Below are 24,514 nucleotides of genomic sequence, written 5' to 3' on the forward strand. Positions count from 1 at the left end.
GTACCCCCGCCTGCCCGGACGTAACGCGCCGGGGTTTGTCCACGGTTTCGCCCGGGTAGGCCGGCGCAGCCGATGGGAGGGCCATGCACGGCACAGCGGGCTTGACCCGGACGGCGACCCGGTCCGGGCCGCGCACCGGCACGGGGTACGGTCGCCGCGCCGGCGCCTGGCCGTTGCGCGCGGCCGACGCGTTCTTCCTGCACGTACAGACCCCGGCGGTGGCACAGCAGATCGGCGTGGTCCTGGAGTTGGGGCCGCCCGCCGGGCGTGGCCCGCTGTCGGTGGCCGACCTGACCGCGCTGCTGGCGCGGCGGCTCGGCGGGGTGCCCATGCTGCGCCGCCGGTTCGTCGCGCGTGGCCGGCTACGCCGCCCCGGCTGGATGCTCGAGCCGGAGGTCGACCCGGCGGCGCAGGTCCGTGGGCATCGCCTGCCCGCCGGCGCGACGGCCGCCGAGGCGGCCGTCGTGATCGACGAGTTCTGGTCGCAGCCGCTGCCGCCCGACCGGCCGCCCTGGCAGATCATGCTCGTCAGCGGCCTGCCCGCCAGCCGGGTGCTTCTCGCGATCAAACTGCACCACGCCCTGGGCGACGGGCTGTCCGCGATCGGGGCGCTGCGGCGGCTGCTCGACGACCGCCCGCCCGCACGGCTCGACGCGCGCCCGCGTGCCCGGCTGGACGCGTGCCCGCCCGCGAGGCGCGGCCGGGGCGGGTCGCTGGCGCGCGGGCTCATCCGGCTGGCGCGAGTCGGCCGGGCGCCGCGGCTGCCGATCAACCGCCCGATCGTCGACGCCCGGCGACGGGTGCTGTTCACCACGCTGGCCAGCGCCGACGTCACCCGCGTCGCGGCGGCGCTCGGGGTACGCGCCAGCGAGCTGATCCTGGGGCTGGTGGCGGAAGCGCTGCACCGGACAGTCCCGCCCGAAGGCGCGCCCGGTACGGCACGCGCGATCGTGCCGGTGTCGGTCCGCCCCCGGCGACAGGGGAGCACCCACGGCAACTGGACCGGAGCCGTGGCGCTGGACCTGCCGATCGGGCGGATGCCGGTCGCGGCGCGCGTACGGGCCGCCCGCGAAGCGCTCCGCCAGAACGTGGCGGCGGGTGAGCCCGACGCCGCGTCGCTCGTGATGCGTCTCATGGGCGCGCTGCCCGCGCCGGCGCACCGGCGGCTGGCGCGAACCGTGTACACGAGCCGGTTCTTCAACATCATCGTCTCGCACCTGCCGGGGACGGGCCGGGCGAGCACGCTCGCCGGTGCGCCGATCCTCGCCGCGTACCCGGTCGTCGCGCTCGCCGACGGCGTGGGTATCGGGGTCGGCGCCATGCGCTGGGCGGACCGGACCGGGGTCGGTGTCATCGTCGACCGGTCGCTCGCCGGCACCGGCACCGCGTTCGTGGCCGCGTTCAACGCCGCCTTCGACTCCCTCGCCGTCGGCTCGGAGCTGCGCTGATGGTCAACCGGCCCCGCGTATCGTCGCGGCGAGCAGTTGGGTGAGGACGTCGCGCCGACCGGGCTTCGGCGCGCCGGGCAGCGGGTCGTACCCCGCCCGCTCGATCGCCCGCAGCGCCGCGCGCCCGCCCGCGAGGTAGCCGCTCACCGCCAGCCGGGCCCAGCCGCGCAGCGTCGACACCAGCGGGGCGCCCGCGTCCAGCCACGCGCGGGCCCGGACGCTCTCGAACGCGATCAGGTCGCGCAGCTGCCGGCTCGCCGTACTCCGGCCGAGGTCGCTCGTCGTCACGCCGAACCGGTCCAGATCCGCCTTGGGCAGGTAGATCCGGTCCCGCCGGAAGTCCTCGGCGACGTCCTGGAGATGCTCGACGACCTGGAGCGCCGTGCAGATCCGGTCGGACAGTTCGAGCCGCTCCGGCGTGGCGGCGCCGAACACGTGCAGGACCAGCTCACCGACCGGGTCGGCCGACAGCCGGCAGTAGTCGACGAGCTGGTCGAAGGTCGGGTACCGGGACACCACCTGGTCGATCCGGTTGGCCTCCACGAGGCGCACGAGCGGGTCGACCGGGAGCCGGCAGGCCGCGATGGTGGGCGCGAGCGCGGCGAGGACCGGATGCCGGGCCGGCGCCCCGGCGTGCACCGCGCGCAGCTCCGCTTCGAACCGGTCGAGCGCGGCGATGACGTCCGCGCCGGTGGCCTCCCGGTGCGGCTCGTCGCCGAGGTCGTCGACGTAGCGGGCGTACGCGTACAGGGCGTGCAGGTGCCGGCGGGTGGCCGCCGGCAGGATCCGCAGCGCGACCGGGAAGTTCTCGCCCGCGCGCGCCTGTTCCGGCGTCCGGCCGCCGGCCTGTCCGGCCGGCCGGGGCGGCATCCTCCTCACCCGTTCACCGACCCGTTGACCGGGGCGCGGGCGGCCAGCGGGCGGCCCGGCCAGGGGTGCGGCTCGGCGCTCTGCGGCCGCGCCAGCGCGTCGAGTACGGCGGCGGCGACGCCTTCCGGGTCGAGCCGGTACCGGCTGAGCAGCTCGTCGCGGCTGCCGTGCGGCACGAACCGGGTCGGCAGCCCGAGAGCGCGCACCGGCGTGGGCACCTCCCGGTCGGACAGGAACTGCGCGATCGCCGCGCCGACCCCGCCGCTGCGCACGCCGTCTTCGACCGTCACGACGAGCCGGTGGGCGCGGGCGAGGGTGGCGAGCGCCGGGTTGATCGGGCGTACCCAGCGCGGGTCGAGCACGGTGCACTCCTCGCCCGCGGCGGCCAGCAGGTCGGCGGCGGCCATCGCGGTGCCGGCCAGCGCGCCGACTCCGACCAGCAGCGTCCGCGGCCGGCTGGGCAGGCGGAGCAGGTCGAGGCCGCGGACCCGGCGTACCGGCGGGATGTCGGCGGCCACGTCCGCCTTCGGGAAGCGCACGACGGTCGGGCCGCCGTGCCCGACCGCCTCGCGAAGCTCCTCGCGCAGCGTCGTAGCGTCGCGGGGCGCGGCGATGCGCAGGCCCGGAACGACCCCGAGGACGGCCAGGTCCCACATCCCGTGGTGGCTCGGGCCGTCGGGCCCGGTGATGCCGCTTCGGTCCAGGACGAACGTGACCGGCAGCCGGTGCAGCGCCACGTCGAGCAGCACCTGGTCGAAGGCGCGGTTGAGAAACGTCGCGTAGATCGCCACGACCGGATGCTTGCCGCCGAGCGCCAGGCCGGCGGCGGCGGTGACCGCGTGCTGTTCGGCGATGCCGGTGTCCACCAGCCGCTCGGGGAACGCCTGCCCGAAGGCGGTGAGGCCGGTCGGCGCGGTCATGGCCGCCGACACCGCGATCAGGTCCTCGCGTTCGCCGCCGAGGGCCAGCAGTTCGCTGCCGAAAAGGTCGGTCCAGGTCCGGCCGGGTGACCGGGCCGGGTGGCCGGTCTCCGGGTCGATGACCGGCACGGTGTGCATCCGGTCCACCTCGTCGGCTTCGGCGGGTGGATAGCCCAGCCCCTTGCGGGTCACGCAGTGCACCACGACGGTGCGGCCGCTGTCACGGGCGCGCGCGAGCGCCGCCTCGAGCGCGGGCAGGTCGTGGCCGTCGACCGGGCCGAGGTACCCGAGGCCGAGCGCGCCGAACAGGTCACCGAGCGTCCGGTCGCCGCCGCGCAGCCGCGCGAGGTGCGCGGCCACGCCGCCGGCGGTCGGCCCGTACGAGCGGCCGTTGTCGTTGAGGACGACCACGACACGCCCCGGCGAGACGGCCAGGTTGTTGAGCGCCTCCCAGGTCAGCCCGCCGGTGACCGCGCCGTCGCCGACGACGGCCACCACCGCCCGGTCGCAGCCGTCGAGGGCGTACGCGCGCGCCAGGCCGTCGGCGTACGACAGCGCCGTCGACGCGTGCGAGTTCTCCGTCAGGTCGTGCGGTGACTCCGCGCGGCTCGGGTAGCCGGACAGCCCGCCCGCGCGGCGGAGCGTGCCGAACCGGTCCCGGCGCCCGGTGAGGATCTTGTGCGTGTACGCCTGGTGACCGGTGTCGAAGATGATCCGGTCGTGCGGGGACCGGAACGTCCGGTGGATCGCGATCGTCAGCTCCACCGCGCCGAGGTTCGGGCCGAGGTGCCCGCCGGCGCGGCAGACCGACTCCACCAGGAACGCCCGGATCTCGGCCGCGAGCGCGGTGAGCTGGTCATGGTCGAGGTCCGCGAGGTCGGCCGGTTCGGCGATCAGGTCGAGAATCGGCATCGTCGCCTCCGCATCTCCGATCGCCGTCGTCGCGGTATCTGGTGACGGCTCGCTTCGGTCTTCGCCACGCGCCCGGCGCACCCGCATGGCCGCCGCGCTACCCCGGACCGCGTGGCGTCAAACAGGCCGGTGGCGCGGACGGGTGGTTACGCCGGCAGGAGCGGATAATGACCCGACAATGGATGACCGTGGGCAACGACGCTGGTTCGGTGTCGCCTGGTCGTCGGCGGACCCCCGCTGGTGCGGATCCCGCGCGGCCATGCGGCCGGCGCGCTGGTGGCCGGACGCGCTCGCCGCTGCCGGGTTCGCCGGGCTCACCGTCGCGCTTGTGCACGTACCCGCGCTGTTGCGCCTGGACCTCGCGGTACGCGACTGGGTGGACGCGCACCGGCCGGCGCCGGTCCGCTGGCTGGTTCTCGTCCTGGACCTCCTCGGACAGGGCGGCCCGGTCATGGTCTTCACCCTGCTGGTCGGGTTCGCGCTGGCGTGGCGGCACCGCAGCGTGCGCCCGATCGGCCCGGCCGGACTCGCCCCGATCCTCACCACCGCGTCGATCGTGCCGCTGAAGATCTACACCGAGCGGGGCAGCCCGCACTACGGTCCGGTGGCGCTGTTCAGCGGCCCGGGGTACGTCGAGTACCCGTCCGGTCACGTCAACAACGGGATGGTCTATTACGGCACGCTCGCGCTGCTGCTGGCGCCGTACCTGGCCGCGGGGACGCGGACCGCGCTGCGGTGGGTGCCGCCGGTGCTCGTCGCGATCGGTACGACGTACATTGCCTACCACTGGCTCACCGACTCCGTTGCCGGCTTCCTGCTGGGGTTCGTGCTGATCCGGTTGAGCCTGCGGATCCCGTGGGGGAGCATCCCGGTGCCGGCGACGCTCGACCGTCGGCCGGCCCGCCCGCCCCGGCCGGCCGAGGAGGTCCGGCAGACCGGACGGTTTGGCGCCGACGGGCCCGGGTAGCGCGCAGCGGTGCCGCGCCGGCTGCCGGCGCTCGTCGCGTTGACCGCGGCGCCCGCCGGGGTGGAGGCCCTCGCGCTGCGCGCCGGCGGGTTCGCGCCGGCGCTGGCGCCGCAGGCCAGCGCCCCGGCGCCGGTCGGCGTCTTCCACGACCTGCGGTGGATCGTCGTCTATCACGACTCCTGGCCGGCCTTCGCCGTGGAGGTGGCCGCCGGCATCGTGGTGCGCGCCCTGCTCACCACGGCGATCGTGGCCGCCGCGTGGCCGGCGGACCGGCCGTCGCCGTCGCTGCCCGGCCTGCTGCGGGTCAACCTGTTGTTCACCGTCCTCGCGGTCGTGGCGCTCGCGCCGTGGGCCGCGGTGACCGCGGCGGCGTCGGTGACGTCTTTGTCGTGGCTGCTCGTGGGCGTGGCGCCGCCGCTGGTGCTCCTCACCCTGGTGCTGCAGTGCGGCGGTGTCACCGGCGGGTGGTGGCGGGGGTTGCCGCCGCTGCCGGCGCTGGCCTGGGGCGTGGCCGGGTTCGCGCTGTTCACTGTGGACGCGGTGATCGCAGGCGTCACGCCGGGGTGGTGGACCGTGCCGGTGTCAGCCGTGCTCGGCGCGCTGAACGCCGTCCTGTGGTACGGCCTGGTCGCCGCCGCGGTGGCGGCGCGCCCGCGGTTGGCGCGGGTGCCGGTCGCTCCCGCCGCGATGGTGCTGACGGTCGGCAGCATCGCCGCGATGAGCGTGTTCGCGCCGCTGGGGTCGGCGGCGGCCGCGCGCCCGCCGCCGCCGTTGACCGCGCACGGTCTGCGCGCACCCGACCAGGCGCTGATGTACGTCGCCGGCTACGACTCGGTCTACGACGGCCGGCCGCGGCGGGCCGGGCTGCCGCTGGTGCGGTACTCGTACCGGGGCCTGGACGGCAACGGCCGGCCGTTGCCGTACGACGCCGCGAGCACCCACCAGTCGCTGGCGCTGAGCGCCCGGCGGGTCGCGGCGCAGGTCGCCGCCGTGCACGCGCGGACCGGCCGGCCGGTGGCGCTGATCGCGCAGAGCGAGGGGACCCTGGTGGTCCGCACGTACCTGGAGACCTTCCCGCACCCGGCGGTCGACGCGGCCGTGCAGCTCGACGCGCTGCCGCAACCGTCGCGCGGGTACTACCCGCCGCCGGGAGCCGGGTCGGGCTGGGGTGTGGCGACCGGATGGGAGCTACGGGCGATCATCGCCGTCGTACGGGCGACGAGCGGCGCGCGGCTGAGCCCGGACGAGCCGCTCCTCCGCTCGCTGCTCGACGACGGCCCGCTCTACCGCGACCGGATGCTCTGCCCGGTGCCCGGCGTACGGATGATCGCCTTCGTGTCCACCGACAGCGCGGTCGTCGATCCGCCGGCCGGCCCGTCCGGCATCCCCGTCATACGGGTGACCGGCCTGCACGGCACCCTGTACGGCCGGGCGGACGTGCAGCGCACCGTGGTGGCCTTCCTCGACGGCGCGACGCCGGGCGGCGCGCGCGTGGGCTACTACCCGCTGGCCCAGCGCGCCGCGGCGGCCTGGCAGGCGCCGGCCCTGCGGCCGGAGCTCAACCCGGTCTGGCGGTCCGGCCGCCATGCCGGCGGGCCGGGTCGGACCGGTCAGCCCGGCTGTCGTGGCTGAGCGGACCGGTCAGCCCGGCTGTCGTGGCTGAGCGGACCGGGCGCGGGCCTCGCGGCCGCTGCGGTCGCGCCTTTCCGACCGGCTCCTGCCGGCGAGCACGATCCCGCTGACCATCGCGAGTACGGCGAAGACCTGCACGCCGACGTGCGGCCAGCCGGTGGAGACCTTCTCGTGGAACGCCGTCACGCCGATGGCGACACTGACGAACGGGTCGGTGATGGTGATGGCGGTGAGCGGCACGGCGATGCGGCCGCTCTCGAACGCGTTCTGGTTGAGGGTGATCGCGCAGCCGCCGACCACGGCCAGCGCGTAGAACTGCCAGGTGGTGAACACCGACAGCGGGTCGGTGGCGACCTTCGCCGACACGGTTTTGAGCAGGGAGGCCCCGGTGGCGAAGAGCAGGCCGGTGGCGACGCCGAGGAGGGCGCCCCGGGCGGGACCTTGCACCCGCCAGGCGGCGATGAGGCATCCCGCCAGCGCCGGCACGGTCCACAGCGCGACGCCCAGCCAGCCGGCCAGCGACGGTTGGGGTACGCCGTCCCGCGGCTGCGCGGCCACCAGGAACGCGACCAGGCCGACGCCGCCGAGCGCCACCACGCCGAAGTCCCGGGTGTGTACCCGCCGCCGGTTCAGGACGGCCGCCAGCGGAATGGCCAGGAACAGTCCGCTGATCAGGATCGGCTCGACGAGCGCGAGCGCGCCGAAGTTGAGCGCGAGCGCCTGCAGGCCGGTGCCGCCGGCCTCCGGGACCCACCCCAGCAGCCACCTCGGTCGGTGCGCCAGCCGTACGATCAGGCGCGGGTCGAGCGGCCGGGATGTCTTCTCCTGCTTGACCGCGCTCTGCTCCAGGGCGGACGCGATGGCGAAACAGATGGCCGAGCCGAACGCGGCGGGTACGGCGACGATGTCCACGACACGCTCAGGACCGGCTGGTGACCGGCGGGGGATCGGTCGACGGCCGCGCGCCGCCGTGCCCGGCGGGCCGGGAGTGGATGTAGAGCTGGCGCCGGTCGCCCGGCGCGATGGCGTGGCGCTGTGGCGCCGGTAGCTCGTACCGGACCGCCCGGTGGTGCTCGGCGTAGAGCCGCTGCGGGTCGTACACCCGGGAGAATTTCCACAGCATGCGGGCGAAGTTCGTCTGGCCGCGCAGCAGGTGCCCGGCGACCAGGCCGGCGGTCCTGGCCAGCGCCGCGACACCGAGGTGCTTGCGGTTGATGACCGCCTGGGTACGTACCAGCTCGCGGTAGAACTCGCGCAGTGGAAGCCGGGTGGGAACCACGGCGTGCTGGATGTCGAACAGCCGGTAGTCCAGCGTGGTCAGGCGACGGGACAAGCGGGTGAACGCCTCCGCGAGCTCCGGTCCGCTGTGCGTCTGCAGGTCCACGATCCGTACGGCGTGGCCGGCGTTGCGTACCGCGGCCGCGACCCGCTCCAGCCCGAGCGGCTCCAACCTCAGGAACAGTTCCGAGTACATCAACCCGCTGGGGTGGACCAGCAGAACCCGCATCCGTCGTCTCCTCCCGCGTCGGCGGGCCGCCGGCTACCCGCCGGGCGCGGCTTCACACCGCGCCTGTCCGGTGGCGTGGCGGGTAGGGGTGCCCCCGTGACCGCCGTCGGCCGGTTGGACCGCTACCAGCGCAAGCACACCTGGCTGGGGTTCCCGCTGGCGGTCATCTACAAGTTCTTCGACGACCGCGGCCCCTACCTGGCGGCGTTGGTGACCTACTACGGGTTCGTGTCGCTGTTCCCGCTGCTGCTGCTGTTTCTGAGCGCGCTCGGGTTCTTTCTGCAGTCCCATCCGGACCTGCAGCACCGGCTCGTCCAGTCCGCCCTCAAGGACCTCCCGGTCATCGGGTCGGAACTGCGGAACAACGTGGGCGGCTTCCGGGGCAGCGGCACGCGGCTGGCCTTCAGCGTGCTCGGCACCCTCTACGGCGCGCTGGGCGCGATGCAGGCCGCGCAGGCGGGGTTCAACCGCATCTACGGCGTACCGCGCAACGAGCAGCCCAACCCGCTACTGTCCCGGCTGCGCAGCCTGGGGCTGTTGCTGCTGCTCGGCAGCGCGGTGGTCCTGTCGACGGCGGTCGCGACGCTCGTGTCGACCGCAGGCACGGTGATCCGGCTGGGGCCCGGCGTGCGGATCGTCGGCTACCTCCTGTCGTTCGGGATCAACGCCGGGCTGTTCACCACGGCCATGCAGCTGCTGACGGCGCGGAAGCTGCGGACCCGCCACGTGATCGTCGGCGGGTTGATCGCCGCCGCCGCCTGGCTGGCGTTGCAGACCGTGGGTGCGAGCTACCTCGCCCGCCGGCTCAGCCACGCCAGCGCGCTCTACGGCGCGTTCGGCCTGGTCCTGGCCGCTCTCGCGTGGATCTACCTGCAGGCGTTCGTGCTGATGCTGGCGGCCGAGATCAACATGGTGGCCGACCACCGGTTGTGGCCGCGGGCGCTGCTCACCCCGTTCACCGACGACGTCGACCTGACCGAGGCCGACCGGCGGGTGTACGCGATGTACGTGGCCGCGCAGCGGTTCAAGGGCTTCGAGACGGTGGCCGTGGATCTCTCCCGGCCACCGTCGTAGCCGGGTTGTCCTGCCGCGCGGTCACTTGCCGCGGGGGGAGCGTTCCTCGCCGGGCCGGTCCTGCTCGGCGCGGGTCTCGCCGGGAACCTCCTCCTCGATGTGCTCCTTGCGGACCTCACCGCGGACGGTCTGCTCCTCGACGACCTTCTCCTTGCCCAGGCGTACCCGCTCCACGGGTGTGCTCTCCTTGCTGACGACCGGGCGCTCCTCGTGCAGGATCACCTCCTGCTCGGACTCGGTGAACTCGGGACCGGTCGCCGCCGTCGCCCGCTCGGCCTCGCTGATCGGCTCCCGTTCGACGCGCAGCACCTCGCGCTCCACCGGTACCGTGACCTGCTCCTCTTCGGTGGTCACGTACTTGCGCAGCCGGACCCGACCGGCCTCCACCCGTTCGGTGCCGACCCGCAGGTGCTCCTCTGAACGGGTCATCGCCTCCCCGCCGCGCTCCCGGTCGCGCTCGGTCCGCTCCCGGACGCCGGTGCCGGGGGCCGCCCCGGTGGCGGCGGCCTCGCCCTCGTGCTGCGAGTGCCAGCCCAGGTTGCCGTAGTAGGCGCACAGCTCCTGCTCCTTGTCAGGGCTGAGTTCGCCGGCCTCGGGCTCGATCTTCGGGGCCTCCTTGACCTGGTCCTTCTCGTAGGGCACGTGCAGCGTCTCGCCCGTGATCTCCGCGTCGTCCAGCGGAACGAACGACTCCTTCAGCCCGAACAGCCCGGTCCGTACGGACACCCATTCCGGCTCGCGGGTGTCGACGTCCACGAAGATCTGACCGAAGGACCCGATCTTGTCGTCATTGCGGTCGTACACGTCGTGTCCGGCCACGCGCTGAAGCTCTTCCGTGCGCAACATCGCCTTTGCGTCCTTCCGTGGCGGCTGTGCAGTTTTGCTCACGTTCGGCTACCCATACGGGTTGCGGGCTCACCACATGCGGGCGCCCATTCCTGCCGGGCGCCGCGAGGCGGCGGATCCGCCCGCACGGCCCTATCATCGGTTCATGGCGATGACAGCAGGCGACGACGATTCCGGCCGTGGCACCCACCTGTCGCCGGCCGTGGCGCTGTTCCGCGGCCTGGGCGATCCGGCCCGGCTCGCGATCGTGCACGAACTGGCGCGGGGCGAGCGGCGCATCGTCGACCTCACCAGGGCGCTGGGGCTGGCCCAGTCGACCGTGTCGGCCCACGTGGCGTGCCTGCGCGGGTGCGGCCTGGTCGACGGCCGGCCGGTGGGCCGGCAGATGCTCTACCGGCTGAGCCGCCCCGAGCTGCTGGCCGTGCTGGCAGCGGCCGAGCAGCTGCTGGCCGCCACCGGGAACGCGGTGGCCCTGTGCCCGGCCGGCGGCGACCGTGATCGCCCGGCCGGCGGCGACCGTGATCGCCCGGCGGCGGTGTCCAGGTGAACGGCGACCAGAGCCATCGGCACGGGCACGGCCATGGCCATGGCCACGGCTTGCCGGCCGGCGGGCCGCGCCGACCCCTGGCGATCGTGCTGGCGATCTCGACGGCGATCCTGGCCGTCGAGGTCGTCGGCGCGCTGCTGTCGGGATCGCTGGCGCTGCTCGCCGACGCCGGCCACCTGCTCACCGACGTCGCCGGGCTGGCGCTGGCGCTCGTCGCGGCCGTGCTCGCCGGTCGGCCGGCCACGGACACCCGCACCTGGGGGTACCGGCGGGCGGAGGTGCTCGCCGCCGCGGCCCAGGCCGCCGTCCTGCTTGCCGTCGGCGGCTTCGTGCTCGCCGAAGGGGTCCGCCGCCTGCTCGAGCCACCGGCGGTGGCGTCCGGGCTGATGGTGGTGTTCGGCGCGATCGGCCTGGCCGGCAACGCGGTGTCCATCGCGGTGCTGTCGCGGGTGCGGGGCGGCAACCTCAACATCCGTGCCGCGCTGCTGGAGGTCGTCAACGACGCGCTGGGCGCCGGGGCGGTGCTCGCCGCCGCCGTGGTGATCGCGTACACCGGCTGGACCCGCGCCGACGCGGTCGCCTCCCTGCTGATCGGCGCGATGATCGTGCCCCGCACCTGGCGGCTGCTGCGCGAAACCGTGGACGTGCTGATGGAGGCGACGCCGAAGGGCGTGGACCTGGCCGCCGTACGGGCCCACATCCTCGCGCTCGCGGGCGTACGCGAGGTGCACGACCTGCACGCGTCGTCGGTGGCCAGCGACCTGCCGGTGCTCACCGCACACGTCGTTGTCGACGACGGGTGCTTCCGCGACGGGCAGCTACCGGTCCTGCTCGACCGGCTCCAGCAGTGCCTGGCGGGTCACTTCGACGTCGCGCACAGCACGTTCCAGTTCGAGCCGGCCGGGCACGCCACGCACGAACACCCCACCCACCGCTGACCGCGTCCGGGGGCGACGCGGTGGTGAGGCAGGCTGGAGGGTATGGCGCACCCCGAGCCGCTGCCCGGCTTCCTCGGGCACGTCGCGCCGCTGCTGGACCGCTACGGTTACCTCGCGATCGCCTGGCTGGTGGGGGTGGAGAGCTTCGGCGTACCGGCCCCCGGTCAAACGATCATCATCGCGGCCGCCGTCTACGCCGGCGCCGGGCGCCTCAACATCGTGGCCGTCGCGACGGTCGCGTTCGTCGTCGCCGTCCTCGGTGACAACATCGGATACGCCATCGGCCGCATCGGCGGCCACCGCCTCGTGCACCGGTACGGCCGGTACGTCCGGCTGACGCCTGAGCGGCTGGACCGGGCCGAGCGGTTCTTCGCCCGCCGGGGCGGCCTGATCGTCGTCATCGCGCGCTTCATCGACGGCCTGCGCCAGTTCAACGGCGTCATCGCCGGCATCAACGAGATGGGGTGGAAGCGGTTCCTGGCCTGCAACGCGCTCGGCGCCGCGCTGTGGGTCGGTCTGTGGTCGGCCGTGGGCTACACGGCCGGCGTCCACGCCGCCGCGGTTTACCACACGATCCACCGGTACCACTGGTACGCCATCGGCGCCCTGATCGCGCTGGTCGGCGGCGTCGCGGCGCTGCACGTGATCAAGCGGAGACGACGCCGGCGGCCGGCGCCCGACCCCGGCGACCGCTCCGCCGTCGACGAGCGCTCATGACGCGTGCTCACCGCCCGGACGGAACGGTGTCGTCGCCGTACGCGCCGAGTCTGCCGCCTGCTGCCGGTTGCCGTCCGGGCGGCTCGTGCTGGCCAGCCAGATGCCGCCGGCCATGGCGACGGCGGCGGCCGACTGCACGGCCAGCCGTACCGGGTCGGTCGACAGCGTCTCGTGGAACGCGGTGACCCCGACGACCACGCCGGTCACCGGATCCATGATCGTGATCGCGGTGAGCGGCACGGCGAGCCGGCCGCTCTGGAAGGCGTTCTGGTTGAGCAGGATCGCGCTGAACCCCACGGCGACGAGCCCGTAGAACTGACCCTGGGCGAGCACGCTGAGCGGTTCGTGAGCCAGCTCCGAGGTCAGCGTCTTCAGCAGGGACGCGCCGATGCCGTACAGCAGGCCGGTCGCGATGCCGAGCACCGCGCCCCGGGTGGAGTTGCGGGTCTGCCAGCCCACGGCGAGGCAGACCGCCAGGACGGGGCCCGCCCAGAGCGCGACGCCGAGCCAGCCGGCGACCGACGGCTCGTCCAGCCCCGGTTGCGGCCGGGCGGCCACCAGGAAGGCGGCCAGGCCCGCGCCACCGAGCGCGACGACGCCGAAATCCCGCGTGTGGACCGGCCGCCGGTTGAGGGTGGCCTCCAGCGGAATGGCCAGGAACAGGCCGCTGACGAGCAGCGGCTCGACGAGGGCGAGCGGCCCGAAGTTGAGCGCCACCGCCTGCAGGCCGGTCCCGATCGCCTCCGGAATCCAGGCCGCCAGCCACATCGGTTCGCGCACCAGCCGCAGCAGCAGCCGCGGATCCAGCGGCTTCGCCTGCTTCTGCTGCTTGGCCGCCCGCTGCTCCAGCGCGGAGGCCACCGCGAAAGACGCGGCCGAGCCGAGCGCCGCGAGGAGCGCGACCAGGTTCATGGGCCAGCCAGCCCCCGCATCGCCGCCGTCACCGCTGGCGCGCCGTTGCCGTGGGCGCGCCGGCCGTGGGCGCCGTCGCCGTGGGCGCGGTGGCCGTGGGCGCCGTTGCCGTGGCCGTGGGCGCCGGGGTCGGGCGCGCCGTGGTCGGATCCGCGCCGCGCGCGATCGACGCGATCACGGCCGCCGGGTCGGATTCGAACAGCGCCAGCCCGGCGGACCGCTGACGTCCGGCCCGTACGCCGTCCGCGAGCTCCGCCAGCGCGGCGCCCAGCTCGTCGCGGCGGCGCACCAGCCGCACCACGCCGGCCTCCGCCATCGCGACCGCGTTGGCCTTGCCGTGCCCGGGAATCGGGCGGTACGTGAGCACCGGCAGCCCGCTCGCCATGGCCTCCAGCGCGGTCAGGCCCCCGGCGTTCTCCACGAGCACGTCGACGGCCCGCATGAGCGCCGGCATGTCGGAGACCCAACCGAAGACGTACCCGGTGCGTGCGCGGCGCATCCGGCGGTACAGGGCAGCGTTGCGCCCGCAGACGGTCACCGGTACGGCCTCGCCCGTCGCGGCGATCTCCCGCGCCGCCGCCGCCACCTGACCCACGCCCCACGAGCCGGCGACGAGCAGGGCGAGGCGTTCGCCGGTCGGCAGGCCGAAGTGGTCGCGCGCCCGGCGCCGGTCGGCGGCCGACGGAGGCCGGCACCGGGGTGAGACCACCCGGCCGGCCACCCGGACGTCCCGCGCACCGAGCGCGACCGCCTGGGCGCGGCTGGTCTTGTGGGCCGCGCAGTGGACGTCGACGCCCGGCGAGACCCAGATCGGGTGGACGGCGAAGTCGGTCAGGTACGTCACCACGGGCGTGGTCAGCAGCCCCTCCCGGCGCAGCGGGCCGAGCACCTGGCTGACGATCGGGTAGACCGATACGACCACGCCGGTGTCCGGGGGAAGGGAGCACAGCATGCGGCCGCGTACCGGGCGTAGCAGACCGCGGGTGGCCGGTGCGGCCTCCGAGAACCGGCAGCCGATCGTGAACAGGCCGTCGTACAGCCAGGGCAGCCGGATCAGCAGCCCGTGGTACGTCCCGCGCAGCAGCCGGCCGAGCCCCCACGGCATGACGTCGGCCAGGTCGGCGCAGTCGACGCGGCAGCCCAGGCCGCGTAGCCGGTCGGCCAGCTCCCGGGTCACGCCGTCGTGCCCGGCGCCGGCGCTGGCTGAGATCACGACGACGCGAGGTCCCGGTGCGCCGCCGGTCGGGTCATGCTCGAGTGTCGACACGCAAGCGGCTCTACCACCACGCGCCCGGACTAACCACGCTCGTCCGGTGCGATCAGCCTCTTCCTTGCGCGTCGCTGGCCCGTCGCGCGCGCAGCAGCGTTACCCACCGGGCACCACGGCGGGAGGGAGTCAATCGTCGACATGATTGGGCGGCCGTAATCGGGGAATCGCCGGGCGCATGCGGATCTCGGGGCGCGTCGCGCTCGTCACCGGCGCGTCGTCGGGCATCGGCCGGGCGAGCGCGCTGCGGTTGGCCGACGCCGGAGCACGGCTGCTGCTGCACGGCCGCGACCGGGACCGGCTCGCGGCGCTGGCCGAACGTACGGGCGGCATCCCGCTGGTGGGTGACCTGGCCGGCGCGGGCGAGGCGGACCGGCTGGCCGCCGAGGCGCTCCGGCTCGTCGAGGCGGTCGACATCGTCGTCTGCAACGCCGGCATCGGCTGGGCCGGCCCGTTCGAGGCCATGGGCGCCGGCGACATCGAACGGCTGGTCGCGGTCAACCTTGTCGCGCCGATGCGGCTCACCCGGGCGCTGCTGCCCGGGATGCTGGCGCGGGCCTGCGGGTACCTGATGTACGTCACCTCGATCGCCGGGCGTACGGGCGTGGCGGGTGAGGCGGTGTACGCGGCCACGAAGGCCGGCCTGGACACGTTCGCCGAGAGTCTGCGGCTGGAGGCGCGCGGCACCGGCGTGGGCGTCGGCGTGTTCGTGCCCGGCGTCGTCGCCACCGAGTTCTTCGCGCGGCGGGGCCGGCCGTACGAGCGCGCCCTTCCCCAGCCACTGCCCGCCGACCGGGTCGCCGACCTGCTGGTCGACCAGATCGCCGCCGGCGGGGCCGAGCGGTACGCACCCGGCTGGCTGCGCCTGCCCGTGGCGGTGCGCGCCACCATGCCCGGACTGTACCGGCAGCTCGCCGCCTGGTTCGGCTGAGGAGCCAGCGGTGGGTTATCGACGTTATCGCCGCCTCGTAACGTCGATAACCCAACGCCGGGCCGTCACGTGGCGCTGTCCAGTGCGCCCAGGACCGTCTCGGCGTGCCGGTGGGCCCACTGGCCGAGGGCGTAGATCGGTACGAGCAGGTCCCGGCCGGGTGGGGTCAGCTCGTACTCCACGCGCGGTGGCGCCTCGGCGTACCGGCGGCGCTGCACCAGGCCGTAGCCTTCCATGCGCCGCAGCGTCTGGGTCAGAACCTTGTGGCTGATGCCGCCGATGCGGCCGCGCAGCTCGCCCGGGCGCAAGGGCCCGGCGCGAAGTGTGTAGACCACCACCGGCAGCCAGCCGCTCGCGAACAGGTCCACCGCCAGGCGGGCCGGACAGTCGGCGACGAAGTCACCGTAGGAGGCGAAAGGGTCCTGGTCGTCTGCCATGACCACAGTTTCCCCCGCGCGATACGAACCGCGGAGTGCGTAACGGCCCACCTAACGTGCTGTTCGACGTTGTCGACGACGGGAGGAACGAGATGCGGATCGGAATCCTCGGCGCGGGACAGATGGCCGAAGCTCTCGGTGCGGGCTGGGTCCGAGCCGGCCACGACGTGATGGTCGGGGGACGCTCTCCGGACAGAGTGGACCCACTGGCCGCGGGTATCGGGGCACAGTGCGGAGGGCTCCGCGAGGCGGCGGAGTTCGGCGTGGTGACCCTGCTGGCGGTACCCGCTGCCGGCGTCCCCGAGGCGCTGCGCCACGCCGGTGCGCTCGACGGCGCGTTGGCCGGGCGCCCGCTGATCGACTGTACGAATGCGTTCGCCGCCGGAGCGTTCGACGACCCACCGGGCTCCGTGGTCCTGGCCGTCGACGGATTCGCCGAACGCGTCGCCCAACTGGCCGTCGGCGCACAGGTGGTCAAGGCGTTCAACGTGTGCGCCGCCGAGGTGTGGCGCGCGGGTGGCCCGGCTGACGGCGGGCGGAAGCTCGCCGTGCCGGTGTGCGGCGACGACCCGCACGCCGTGGCCGCGGTTGCCGGTCTGGTGGCCGACCTCGGCTTCCAGCCCCTCGCCGCCGGCGGGCTGGCCCGGGCCCGGTACCTGGAGGCCACCGCGGTGTTCGCCATCGGTCTGTGGTTCGGCGGCCACGACGCGCGGGCGATGCTTCCGCCACTGGCGGCGGCCGTCGGTTGATGCGGGGGTGTCGCCGGCTCACCCGCCGCGCACCGCCCGCAGCGACTGCCGCAGCGACGACATCGTGGCCAGGACGGCCGTGGGCTCGTACCCGCAGTGCGCCATGCAGTTGGCGCAGCGCGGGTCGCGGCCCCGGCCGTACCGCTGCCAGTCGGTGGTCTCCACCAGTTCCCGGTAGGTGCGGGCGTATCCGTCGGCCATCAGGTAGCAGGGCCGCTGCCAGCCGAACAGCGAGTACGACGGGATGGCCCACGCCGTACACGGGAAGTCCACCTTGCCCTCCAGGAAGTCCAGGAACAGCGGCGAGTGGCTCAGCCGCCAGCGCCGGCGGCGCCCGGCGTCGAAGGCTTTGCGGAACAGTTCCCTGGTCTCGGCCACTCCGAGGAAGTGCTCCTGGTCGGGCGCCTTCTCGTACGCGTACGCCGGCGAGATCATCATCTCGTCGACGCCGAGCTCGTCGTTGAGGTAGTCGAGGACCTCGATGACCGTCTTCGGGGTGTCGGTGTTGTAGAAGGTGGTGTTGGTCGTGACGCGGAAGCCGCGCCGCTGCGCCTCGCGCACGGCCGCCACCGCGGCGTCGAACACGCCCTCCTTGCACACCGAGGCGTCGTGGCGCTCGCGCAGCCCATCGATGTGGACGGTGAACGCGAAGTACGGCGACGGCCGGAACTTGTCGATCTTCTTCGGCAGCAGGAGCGCGTTGGTGCAGAGAAACACGTACTTCCGGCGCCGCACCAGCTCCGTGACGAGGGTGTCGATCTGCGGGTGCATGAGCGGTTCCCCGCCGGCGATCGACACCATCGGCGCGCCGCACTCGTCGATCGCCGCGAGCGCCTGGTCGACCGGCATGCGGCGCTTGAGTACGTCGGCCGGGTGCTCGATCTTGCCGCAACCGGCACAGGCGAGGTTGCAGGCGAACAGCGGCTCCAGCTCCACCAGCAGGGGAAATTTTTCGCGTCGGCGCAGCTTCTGGCTGAGCAGGTACTGGCCGATCCGCACGCGCTGTCGCAGCGGAATGCTCATAGCCGCACCTCCTTGGGAAGGGTGAACCGGACGTCTTCGACGGTGTCCGAGCGCTCGTGCACCGCCTGGGGTCCGAGCCCGCGTAACGCCCCGACGACCTCGTCGACGAGGGCGGGTGGTGCCGAGGCGCCGGCCGTCACCCCCACCGTGCGCGCGCCGGCCAGCCATCGCAGGTCGACCCCGGCCGCGTCGTCGACCAGGTACGCCGCGGCGCCGGCCCGTTCGGCGACCTCGACCAGCCGGCGGGAGTTCGACGAGTTCGCCGAGCCGACCACGAGCACGACGTCGGCGTCGGCGGCGACCTCGTGCAGCGCGCGCTGCCGGTTGGTGGTGGCGTAGCAGATGTCGTCGGAGGGCGGCGCGGCCAGGTCGGGGAACCGCGCGCGCAGCACCGCGACGATCTCGGAGACGTCGTCGACGGCGAGCGTCGTCTGGACCAGGTACGACACCCGCCGCGGGTCGTCGACCTCGACCCGGCGGGCGTCGTCGACGCTCTCGACGAGCCGGATCCGGTCGGGCGCCTCGCCGAGGGTGCCGTCGGTCTCCTCATGGCCGGCGTGCCCGATCAGCAGGATGTTGGCGCCGTGCTGCGCGCCCCGGCGGGCCTCGCTGTGCACCTTCGCCACCAGTGGGCAGGTGGCGTCTATGGTGGACAGTCGGCGGGTGGTGGCGGCAGCCCGTACGGCGGGCGCGACGCCGTGCGCGGAGAAGACCGTGACGGCGCCCTCGGGTACCTCGTCGACGTCGTCGACGAACACCGCCCCGCGCGCGGTCAGCTCCGCGACCACGTGCGTGTTGTGCACGATCTGTTTGCGGACGTACACGGGTGGCCCGTGCAGTTCGAGCGCCCGTTCGACGATGGCGATCGCGCGCTCCACCCCGGCGCAGAAGGATCGGGGCGAGGCCAGCAGCACCCGGCGTACCGTCGTGGCCGCGGCCCACTCCGCCAGGGCGCCGGCCACCAGGGGCAGCGCCCGCAGCGCCACCCGTACCTGGCCGAGCGTGCCGGGCCGCAACAGCGGTCCGGTGTCGGCGACGACGCGTACGCACGCGGCGGGCCGCTGCCCCCGGTCGGCCAGCAGCCATGCCGACTCCAGGTCGGCGACGAGCGCGCCGGTGCCGGCGAGACGTTCGCGTCCGGCGCCGGTGACCAGCCGGCCGGTGCTCACCACGGCCCCGGTGCGTACGGTCAGCCCCCGGCGGCGCAGCGCCGCCACGAGCAGGGTCGGCGGTGCGAGCGCCGCCGGGCCGCCGTCGGTATTAGGGTCTGCGCGCAGCTCGGTCGCGACGACGATGTCGCCGGGCCGCAAGGCGGGGTCCAGGCCACCGCCGATGCCCGCCACGGCCAGCGCGTCGGCGGCCGCCACGGTGGGGGAGCGGGCCGCCCGTTCGGCCCGCTGCCGGCCCACACCGACGTGCCAGACCGTACCGGCGGCGGCGGGCAGGCCGCGGCGCAGCCCGGTCGCCTCCGCGCGCATCGGCGCGCACAGCAGCAGCCCCGCGGCCGGGCCGCCACGGTCCGGTGGCCGCCTCATGCCGGCTCGTTTCCGGCGGCTGCCGGGGACACGGGTGCGGGTGCGTCGCCGGCGTCGCGCAGGATCCGGCCCAGCGCGCTGATCGGGAAGACGATCCGGTAGAGGTGGTAGTTGATGTAGAAGTCGCCGGGGAACCCGGTGCCGGTGTGGTACGGCTCGTCCCAGCCGCCGTCGGGGCGCTGCGTGGCGACCAGCCAGTCCAGTGCCCGGCGCGCCGCCGCCGAGCGGTACCGGCCGGCCGCGTGCAGCGCCAGCAGCGCCCAGGCGGTCTGCGAGGCTGTCGACGCGCCGCGACCGCGCCAGGAGGAGTCGACGTAGGAGCGCAGGTCCTCGCCCCAGCCGCCGTCGTCGTTCTGGTGGCGCAGCAGCCACGTGACCGCCCGCTCGATCACCGCGTGCTCCGGTGGCAGCCCCGCCGCGACGAGCGCCGGCACGACGCAGCCGGTGCCGTACACGTGGTTGGCGCCCCAGCGGCCGAACCACGACCCGTCGGGCTCCTGCGCGCGCAGCAGCCAGGCCACGCCGCGCCGGGTGACGCCCGCGTCGGCCAGCCCCTGGGCGCACAGCGACTCCACGATGTGCGCGGTGACGTCGGCGCTGGGCGGGTCGATGACCTCCCCGAAGTCGCAGAACGGGAGGTCGGCCACGACCGCGCGGGTGTTGTCGGCGTCGAAGGCGCCCCACCCGCCGTCGCGCGACTGCATGCCGACCAGCCACCGGGTGGCCCGCCGCAGCGCCGGGTCGCTGTCGCAGCCGGTACGCCGCAGCGCGAGGATCACCTCGGCGGTGTCGTCGGTGTCGGGGTAGCCGTCGTTGTCGAACTCGAACGCCCAGCCGCTGGCCGGGACGTGGGGGCGGCGGACCGCCCAGTCGCCGCGCGTCGTGATCTCCTGACCGAGCAACCAGCGCCCGGCCCGTACGAGCGCGGGATGGTCGGCCGGCAGCCCCGCGTCGGCGAGCGCGGTCACCGCGAGCGCGGTGTCCCACACCGGCGACTGGCAGGCCTCCAGCCGGCGGACCGGACCGTCGCGGGTCTCCTCCGCGACGGTGAAGCGCTCCAGCCCGGCCAGCCCGGCCCGCAGCACCGGGTGGTCGAGCGGGTACTCCAGCAGGTTCAGGGCGATCAGCGAGTACACCCACGGCGGCTGGATCCCGCCCCAGGAGCCGTCGGCCTCCTGGCGCGCCACGATCCACTCGGCGGCGCGCCGCAGCGCGTGCCGGCGGACGGGCGCGACGGCGATCCGCTCGTAGCCGCGGGCGGTCAGGTCGAGGCGGTGCAGCCAGCCGGCTCGGCTGGTGAGCGGCGGGGCGGCCGGCGGGCGCAGCCCGGTGTGCAGTTCGGGCAGGTCGACGCCGAGCGGCCGGACCGGTCGCAGCGCCCGTACGATCGACAGCGGCACGATCGTCTGCCGGGCCCAGCAGGCGAAGTCGTAGACGTTGAACGGCATCCAGTGGGGCAGCAGGACGAGCTCCGGCGGGATGGCGGGCAGCTCGGTCCACCGCCACTCGCCGAACATGGCCAGCCAGATGCGGGTGAAGACCCGGCTGCGCTCGACGCCACCGCCGGCCCGGACGAAGCGGGCGGCGGCGGCCATGTGCGGGGCGTCGGCCGGGTCGCCGGCCAGCCGCAGGGCGACGTACGCCTCGATGGTGGTCGACAGGTCGCCGGGTCCACCGTGGAAGGTCGCCCAGGTGCCGTCGTCGCGCTGCTGGGAACGGATCCAGCGGGCGGTCCGCTCGGTGCGGCGGGGGTCGCGGATGCCGAGGAACTGGCGCAGCAGCAGGTCCTCGGCATCCATCGTGACGTTGGTGGCCAGCTCGCCCTTCCACCAGCCGGCCGGGTCCTGGCGTTCGAGCAGGTGCGCCGTGGCGCGGTCCAGGCAGGAGCGGACCCGGTCGTACCCGTCGTCGGTGCCGGGGATCCGTGGGAGGAGCTCCGTCATCAGTGATCACGTCCTGTCACGAAGTACGACAGATCGACAAGTTCGGACCGTACGGCGGCGGGCAGGTCCAGGCCGGACAGCTCGTCAAGGGCCCGGCCGAGCTGGCGGTCGGCCTCCTTGCCGGTCCAGTCCCGCGAGCCGGCCTCGTCCAGCAGCCGGGCGGCCAGCTCCAGGTCCGACTCCCGCAGCTGCCGGATCGGGGCGTACAGCATCCGGAACGCGTCGCCGGCCGCCGTGCCGGAGGTGAGCGCGTGCACGATCGGCACCGACTTCTTGCGCGCCCGCAGGTCGGAAAGGATCGGCTTGCCGGTGCGCCCCGGGTCGCCCCAGATCCCCAGCAGGTCGTCGACGAGCTGGAACGCGACGCCGAGGTGGCTGCCGAAGCGGGACAGCCCGGCGGTCAGCGCGGGCGGCGCGCCGCACAGCAGAGCCCCGAGCGCGCACGCGCACGACAGCAGCGCGCCGGTCTTGTCGGCCGACATCGCGAGGCACTCGTCCAGTCCGACGTCGTCGCGGCGTTCGAAGTCCAGGTCGGCGGCCTGCCCGGCGACGAGCCGGCGCACGTCCGCGCCGAGCCGCGCGACCGCCCGGACGGCGCCCGGCTGGTCCGCTTCGGCGAGCGACTCGTGGGCGAGGCTGAGCAGGGCGTCACCGGCCAGGATCGCGGCGGCGGGCCCGAAGACCGCCCAGGCGGTGGGGCGGTGGCGGCGTACCCCGTCGTGGTCCATCACGTCGTCGTGCAGCAACGAGAAGTTGTGCGCCAGCTCCACGGCGACGGCGGCCGGTACGCCGGGCCCGGGCGGCTCGCCGGCGGCCCGGGCCGACAGCAGGGCGAGCGCCGGCCGCAGTCCCTTGCCGACGGCGGTGGCCGGCGCGCCGTCGGCGTCGCAGTAACCCAGGTGGTAGGCGGCGACGAGCCGGTTGTGGGGGTCAAGGCGGTCGAGCAGCTTCTTGATCCGTGGCTCGACCAGGGTGGTGACCTGGTCGAAGCAGGCAACGGGCGCCGTCGTCATGGTGTGGCCTCCAGGTCTCGGGTCGGGGACGCGAGGTGGGCCAGCACGACGTCAGCGGCGTGTTCGCCGCTGCGTACCGCTCCTTCCATCGTGTCCGGCCATCCGGTGTCGGTCCATGCGCCGGCCAGCGCCAGGCCGGGGAGCCGCGTCCGCGCGGCCGGCCGAAACGTCCGGCAGCCCGGCGACTGGCGGAAGGTCGCGCGGGGTTCGCGCGTGACGAAGGCTTCCCGCAGCGACGCCCGCCGGGCCGCCGGGAACAGCCCGGCGACGGCCTCGGTGTACGCGGCGATGAGCTGCCCGGTCGGTACGCCGATGACGTCGTCGGCAGCCGACACCGAGATCACCAGGTACTGGTCGCCACGGACGCCCTCGGGCGTACGGTCGAAGACCCACTGCACGGGCGAGTTGACGGCCGCGGCGAACGCCAGCCGGGTCACCGGCGCGCCGTACCGCAGGTGCACGTTGACGATCGGGGACCTGCCGAGCCGGTGCCACTCGCCGTGACCGGCGGCCGCCTCGGCGGGTACCAGGTGGGCGGCGGCCTCGTGGGGCACCGCGAGGACGACGGCGTCGGCGGACAGGTCGGCGCGGCCGGCGTCGGTGGTCGCGCTCCGCGCCGTGCTGATCCGGAAGCCGGCGCCGTCCGGCCGGACCGCGTCGACCCTGCTGCCGGTGACGACCCGTACGCCCAGCCGCGCCAGCAGCCGGTGGGCGGGGTCGCCGTGCAGCTGCGACAGCGCGACCGACGGCCGGCCGATGTCGCCCGAGTCGGCGGCGTCGAGCAGCCCGGTGCGGAACACCCGGGCCGCGAGGGCCAGGGAGGCGTCGTCCGCGGGCGTGTTCAGCGCCGCGATCGTGATCAGGTCCCACAGGCGGCGTACCGCGCCGGGCCCCTGGCCGTGCTCGGCGAGCCAGCTGCCGAAGCTGCGGCGGTCGGTGCGCGGGTCGTCGGGGTCCACCGCGCGCAGCGCGCCGGCCGCCGCGACCGCGGCGAGCCGCTCCCGTCGGCTGAGGAAGCGGTAGCCGACCAGCGCGGGGAGCAGGTGGGCCGGCGCGGGCAGGCCGCGCGCGCGGGACAGCAGGTGTGGCCGCTGGCCGGGGGACAGCACCGGGACGGCGAAGCGCGGCTGGATCCGGGTCAGCTCGCCGGTGCCCAGGCGGTCGAGCAGCGCGCGGTAGCGGGCGTAGCAGCGCAGGAACACGTGCTGCCCGGTGTCGACGACCAGGTCGCCGTGGCGGAACGAGTACGTGGCCCCGCCCAGCTCACGGCGGCGCTCCAGGAGCGTGACCCGCGCTCCGGCGTCGGCGAGCCGGACCGCGGCGGCGATGCCGGCGAGGCCACCGCCGACGACGCATACGTCCATCGTGGATGGAAGGGGCGCGCCCGTCACGCCGACCGCCGTACGAGCGCGCGGGCGGCGACCCACGCCTTCTCGCGCGTCGGTAGGGACAGCCGGGCCCGGGTGACCGCCATCGGGTCGCGGGCGATGCGGGCCAGCAGCCGGTGGTAGATGCCGGCCATCGCGGCGGTGCACGCGGCGCTTCGGGCGTCCAGCATCGGCAGCAGCCGCAGGCCCGTGTCGTACCAGCGCTCGGCGCGGTCGGCTTCGAAGCGTACGAGGGCGGTGAACGCCTCCGGCGGGTCGGCGAACCCGTGCTCGTCGAGCTCCAGCGAGCAGCCGAACCGGTCGAGGTCCTCTTTGGGCAGGTACAGCCGGCCGTTGCCGCGATCCTCCCGCAGGTCGCGCAGGATGTTGGTGAGCTGGAGCGCGATACCGAGCGAGTCGGCCAGCCCGGCCGCCCGTACCGGGTCGTCGGTGCCGAAGACGCCCAGGGACAGGCGACCGATCGACCCGGCGACGCACCGGCAGTACCAGAGCAGGTCGTCGAAGGTGGCGTACGCGGTGCCGCGCACGTCGGCGGCGCAGCCGTCGATCAGTTCGTCGAACGCGGACAGCGGGATCGGCAGCCGGTGGGCGGCGTCCGCGAGCGCCAGCAGTACGGGATCGTCGCCGGCGCCGTCGCCCAGCCGGTGCAGGGCCTCGCGGGTCCGCCCCAGCCGGTCCAGCTTGTCGTCGGTGGGCAGGTCACCGTCGCCGATGTCGTCGATGCGCCGGGCCGTCGCGTAGACCGCCGACAACGCCCGCCGTTTGGTGGGTGGCAGCAGCCGGATGCCGTAGGAGAAGTTGCGCGCCTCCCGGCGGGTGATCTCCTCGCACCGCTGGTACGCGGCGTCCACGATGGTGACCGGATTCAATCCGCGCTCCTTACGGTAGCGGCCAGCCGGTGGGGTCGGGGCGCGGCGCGCGGTACGTGCGGCACCCCG

The 24,514-nt window shown here is 74.6% G+C and carries 23 protein-coding genes and 1 pseudogene; 9 read left to right on the forward strand and 15 right to left on the reverse strand.

The window, feature by feature from the left end; all coding sequences use genetic code 11:
- Positions 1 to 83 precede the first annotated feature (83 nt).
- Positions 84 to 1,448 (forward strand): wax ester/triacylglycerol synthase domain-containing protein, encoded by a 1,365-nt coding sequence (locus HC031_RS15900; RefSeq protein WP_167926098.1) that lies wholly within the window; start codon positions 84 to 86, stop codon positions 1,446 to 1,448.
- Positions 1,449 to 1,451: 3 nt separating this feature from the next.
- On the opposite strand, the gene hpnC is transcribed toward HC031_RS15900, so the two are convergent.
- On the reverse strand, positions 1,452 to 2,318 hold the full coding sequence (hpnC, locus tag HC031_RS15905) for a squalene synthase HpnC (protein ID WP_167926099.1): 867 nt from the start codon (positions 2,316 to 2,318) through the stop codon (positions 1,452 to 1,454).
- Between the two features lie 5 nt (positions 2,319 to 2,323).
- Complete coding sequence (locus HC031_RS15910; protein ID WP_167926100.1) at positions 2,324 to 4,150, reverse strand: 1-deoxy-D-xylulose-5-phosphate synthase; 1,827 nt, start codon at positions 4,148 to 4,150, stop codon at positions 2,324 to 2,326.
- Positions 4,151 to 4,328: 178 nt separating this feature from the next.
- Between HC031_RS15910 and HC031_RS15915 the strand changes: the two genes are divergently transcribed.
- Together HC031_RS15915 and HC031_RS15920 are read left to right on the forward strand one after the other, a co-directional pair.
- The gene (locus HC031_RS15915) at positions 4,329 to 5,117 is read left to right on the forward strand and encodes a phosphatase PAP2 family protein (protein WP_167926101.1); all 789 of its coding nucleotides are present in this window, start codon (positions 4,329 to 4,331) and stop codon (positions 5,115 to 5,117) included.
- A gap of 9 nt (positions 5,118 to 5,126) precedes the next feature.
- Positions 5,127 to 6,749 carry a hypothetical protein gene (locus HC031_RS15920; RefSeq protein WP_167926102.1) on the forward strand — a complete coding sequence of 541 codons (1,623 nt, stop codon included), beginning with the start codon at positions 5,127 to 5,129 and terminating at the stop codon, positions 6,747 to 6,749.
- A 9-nt stretch (positions 6,750 to 6,758) separates the two neighbouring features.
- On the opposite strand, the gene HC031_RS15925 is transcribed toward HC031_RS15920, so the two are convergent.
- Positions 6,759 to 7,661, reverse strand: a complete 903-nt coding sequence (locus tag HC031_RS15925) for a DMT family transporter (protein ID WP_167926103.1) — start codon at positions 7,659 to 7,661, stop codon at positions 6,759 to 6,761.
- Between the two features lie 7 nt (positions 7,662 to 7,668).
- Positions 7,669 to 8,256, reverse strand: coding sequence for a hypothetical protein (locus tag HC031_RS15930; protein WP_205862807.1), 588 nt, complete (start codon positions 8,254 to 8,256; stop codon positions 7,669 to 7,671).
- 96 nt (positions 8,257 to 8,352) lie between these two features.
- Here HC031_RS15930 and HC031_RS15935 point away from each other — a divergent pair, with 96 nt between their 5' ends.
- Positions 8,353 to 9,330, forward strand: a complete 978-nt coding sequence (locus tag HC031_RS15935) for a YhjD/YihY/BrkB family envelope integrity protein (protein WP_167926104.1) — start codon at positions 8,353 to 8,355, stop codon at positions 9,328 to 9,330.
- Between the two features lie 21 nt (positions 9,331 to 9,351).
- Here the strand turns inward: HC031_RS15935 and HC031_RS15940 are convergent, their stop codons facing one another.
- Positions 9,352 to 10,176 carry a YsnF/AvaK domain-containing protein gene (locus HC031_RS15940; RefSeq protein ID WP_167926105.1) on the reverse strand — a complete coding sequence of 275 codons (825 nt, stop codon included), beginning with the start codon at positions 10,174 to 10,176 and terminating at the stop codon, positions 9,352 to 9,354.
- Positions 10,177 to 10,321: 145 nt separating this feature from the next.
- Here HC031_RS15940 and HC031_RS15945 point away from each other — a divergent pair, with 145 nt between their 5' ends.
- Genes HC031_RS15945 through HC031_RS15955 form a run of 3 tightly spaced genes read left to right on the forward strand, consistent with a single transcriptional unit; the run spans position 10,322 to position 12,378 of the window.
- Positions 10,322 to 10,723 carry an ArsR/SmtB family transcription factor gene (locus tag HC031_RS15945; protein WP_205862808.1) on the forward strand — a complete coding sequence of 134 codons (402 nt, stop codon included), beginning with the start codon at positions 10,322 to 10,324 and terminating at the stop codon, positions 10,721 to 10,723.
- Positions 10,720 to 11,661, forward strand: coding sequence for a cation diffusion facilitator family transporter (locus HC031_RS15950; RefSeq protein ID WP_167926106.1), 942 nt, complete (start codon positions 10,720 to 10,722; stop codon positions 11,659 to 11,661). Before HC031_RS15945 ends, HC031_RS15950 begins: the two co-directional genes overlap by 4 nt.
- A gap of 42 nt (positions 11,662 to 11,703) precedes the next feature.
- Positions 11,704 to 12,378, forward strand: a complete 675-nt coding sequence (locus HC031_RS15955) for a DedA family protein (protein WP_167926107.1) — start codon at positions 11,704 to 11,706, stop codon at positions 12,376 to 12,378.
- Here HC031_RS15955 and HC031_RS15960 read toward each other — a convergent pair.
- A complete protein-coding gene (locus HC031_RS15960; protein ID WP_167926108.1) occupies positions 12,373 to 13,290 on the reverse strand; it encodes a DMT family transporter in 918 nt (305 codons plus the stop codon). The two genes, HC031_RS15955 and HC031_RS15960, sit on opposite strands and share 6 nt — an antisense overlap.
- 28 nt (positions 13,291 to 13,318) lie before the next feature.
- On the reverse strand, positions 13,319 to 14,557 hold the full coding sequence (locus HC031_RS15965) for an MGDG synthase family glycosyltransferase (RefSeq protein ID WP_167926109.1): 1,239 nt from the start codon (positions 14,555 to 14,557) through the stop codon (positions 13,319 to 13,321).
- Positions 14,558 to 14,735: 178 nt separating this feature from the next.
- On the opposite strand from HC031_RS15965, the gene HC031_RS15970 reads away from it, so the two are divergent.
- Positions 14,736 to 15,488, forward strand: a complete 753-nt coding sequence (locus HC031_RS15970) for an SDR family NAD(P)-dependent oxidoreductase (RefSeq protein WP_167926110.1) — start codon at positions 14,736 to 14,738, stop codon at positions 15,486 to 15,488.
- A gap of 65 nt (positions 15,489 to 15,553) precedes the next feature.
- Here the strand turns inward: HC031_RS15970 and HC031_RS15975 are convergent, their stop codons facing one another.
- Positions 15,554 to 15,925, reverse strand: a complete 372-nt coding sequence (locus HC031_RS15975; protein WP_167926111.1) for a winged helix-turn-helix transcriptional regulator — start codon at positions 15,923 to 15,925, stop codon at positions 15,554 to 15,556.
- A gap of 92 nt (positions 15,926 to 16,017) precedes the next feature.
- Here HC031_RS15975 and HC031_RS15980 point away from each other — a divergent pair, with 92 nt between their 5' ends.
- The gene (locus HC031_RS15980) at positions 16,018 to 16,674 is read left to right on the forward strand and encodes an NADPH-dependent F420 reductase (protein ID WP_167926112.1); all 657 of its coding nucleotides are present in this window, start codon (positions 16,018 to 16,020) and stop codon (positions 16,672 to 16,674) included.
- 18 nt (positions 16,675 to 16,692) lie between these two features.
- Here the strand turns inward: HC031_RS15980 and hpnH are convergent, their stop codons facing one another.
- The 7 genes and pseudogenes from hpnH to hpnD form a co-directional block, all read right to left on the reverse strand.
- Positions 16,693 to 17,697, reverse strand: a complete 1,005-nt coding sequence (gene hpnH, locus HC031_RS15985; RefSeq protein WP_167926113.1) for an adenosyl-hopene transferase HpnH — start codon at positions 17,695 to 17,697, stop codon at positions 16,693 to 16,695.
- Positions 17,694 to 18,647: a 4-hydroxy-3-methylbut-2-enyl diphosphate reductase gene (locus HC031_RS34970; RefSeq protein ID WP_240942588.1), complete on the reverse strand. Its 954-nt coding sequence runs from the start codon at positions 18,645 to 18,647 to the stop codon at positions 17,694 to 17,696. The genes hpnH and HC031_RS34970 overlap by 4 nt, the downstream gene beginning before the upstream one ends.
- 90 nt (positions 18,648 to 18,737) lie before the next feature.
- Positions 18,738 to 19,232, reverse strand: a pseudogene (locus HC031_RS34975) (phosphorylase family protein); the annotation flags it as partial.
- A complete protein-coding gene (gene shc / locus HC031_RS15995) occupies positions 19,229 to 21,175 on the reverse strand; it encodes a squalene--hopene cyclase (RefSeq protein ID WP_167926114.1) in 1,947 nt (648 codons plus the stop codon). The pseudogene HC031_RS34975 and the gene shc, both read right to left, overlap by 4 nt.
- Entirely contained in the window at positions 21,175 to 22,188 is a 1,014-nt protein-coding gene (locus tag HC031_RS16000) for a polyprenyl synthetase family protein (protein WP_167926115.1), read from the reverse strand. Before HC031_RS16000 ends, shc begins: the two co-directional genes overlap by 1 nt.
- Positions 22,185 to 23,579, reverse strand: a complete 1,395-nt coding sequence (gene hpnE / locus HC031_RS16005; protein ID WP_338090683.1) for a hydroxysqualene dehydroxylase HpnE — start codon at positions 23,577 to 23,579, stop codon at positions 22,185 to 22,187. The genes HC031_RS16000 and hpnE overlap by 4 nt, the downstream gene beginning before the upstream one ends.
- Positions 23,576 to 24,445 (reverse strand): presqualene diphosphate synthase HpnD, encoded by an 870-nt coding sequence (gene hpnD, locus HC031_RS16010; RefSeq protein WP_167926116.1) that lies wholly within the window; start codon positions 24,443 to 24,445, stop codon positions 23,576 to 23,578. Before hpnD ends, hpnE begins: the two co-directional genes overlap by 4 nt.
- Positions 24,446 to 24,514: the final 69 nt, after the last annotated feature.

Source organism: Planosporangium thailandense (genome assembly GCF_011947195.1).
GTDB classification, from domain to species: Bacteria; Actinomycetota; Actinomycetes; order Mycobacteriales; family Micromonosporaceae; genus Planosporangium; species Planosporangium thailandense.

Bases quoted from the DNA above. Each gene is read 5' to 3' on its own strand.
- HC031_RS15980 (WP_167926112.1), top strand. From the start codon at position 16,018: ATGCGGATCGGAATCCTCGGCGCGGGACAGATGGCCGAAGCTCTCGGT.
- HC031_RS16000 (WP_167926115.1), bottom strand. From the start codon at position 22,188: ATGACGACGGCGCCCGTTGCCTGCTTCGACCAGGTCACCACCCTGGTC.
- HC031_RS15940 (WP_167926105.1), bottom strand. From the start codon at position 10,176: ATGTTGCGCACGGAAGAGCTTCAGCGCGTGGCCGGACACGACGTGTAC.
- HC031_RS15975 (WP_167926111.1), bottom strand. From the start codon at position 15,925: ATGGCAGACGACCAGGACCCTTTCGCCTCCTACGGTGACTTCGTCGCC.
- HC031_RS15930 (WP_205862807.1), bottom strand. From the start codon at position 8,256: ATGCGGGTTCTGCTGGTCCACCCCAGCGGGTTGATGTACTCGGAACTG.
- hpnC (WP_167926099.1), bottom strand. From the start codon at position 2,318: ATGCCGCCCCGGCCGGCCGGACAGGCCGGCGGCCGGACGCCGGAACAG.
- shc (WP_167926114.1), bottom strand. From the start codon at position 21,175: ATGACGGAGCTCCTCCCACGGATCCCCGGCACCGACGACGGGTACGAC.
- hpnH (WP_167926113.1), bottom strand. From the start codon at position 17,697: ATGAGCATTCCGCTGCGACAGCGCGTGCGGATCGGCCAGTACCTGCTC.
- HC031_RS15910 (WP_167926100.1), bottom strand. From the start codon at position 4,150: ATGCCGATTCTCGACCTGATCGCCGAACCGGCCGACCTCGCGGACCTC.
- HC031_RS15955 (WP_167926107.1), top strand. From the start codon at position 11,704: ATGGCGCACCCCGAGCCGCTGCCCGGCTTCCTCGGGCACGTCGCGCCG.
- HC031_RS15945 (WP_205862808.1), top strand. From the start codon at position 10,322: ATGGCGATGACAGCAGGCGACGACGATTCCGGCCGTGGCACCCACCTG.
- HC031_RS15915 (WP_167926101.1), top strand. From the start codon at position 4,329: ATGGATGACCGTGGGCAACGACGCTGGTTCGGTGTCGCCTGGTCGTCG.
- HC031_RS15970 (WP_167926110.1), top strand. From the start codon at position 14,736: ATGCGGATCTCGGGGCGCGTCGCGCTCGTCACCGGCGCGTCGTCGGGC.
- HC031_RS15960 (WP_167926108.1), bottom strand. From the start codon at position 13,290: ATGAACCTGGTCGCGCTCCTCGCGGCGCTCGGCTCGGCCGCGTCTTTC.
- HC031_RS15900 (WP_167926098.1), top strand. From the start codon at position 84: ATGCACGGCACAGCGGGCTTGACCCGGACGGCGACCCGGTCCGGGCCG.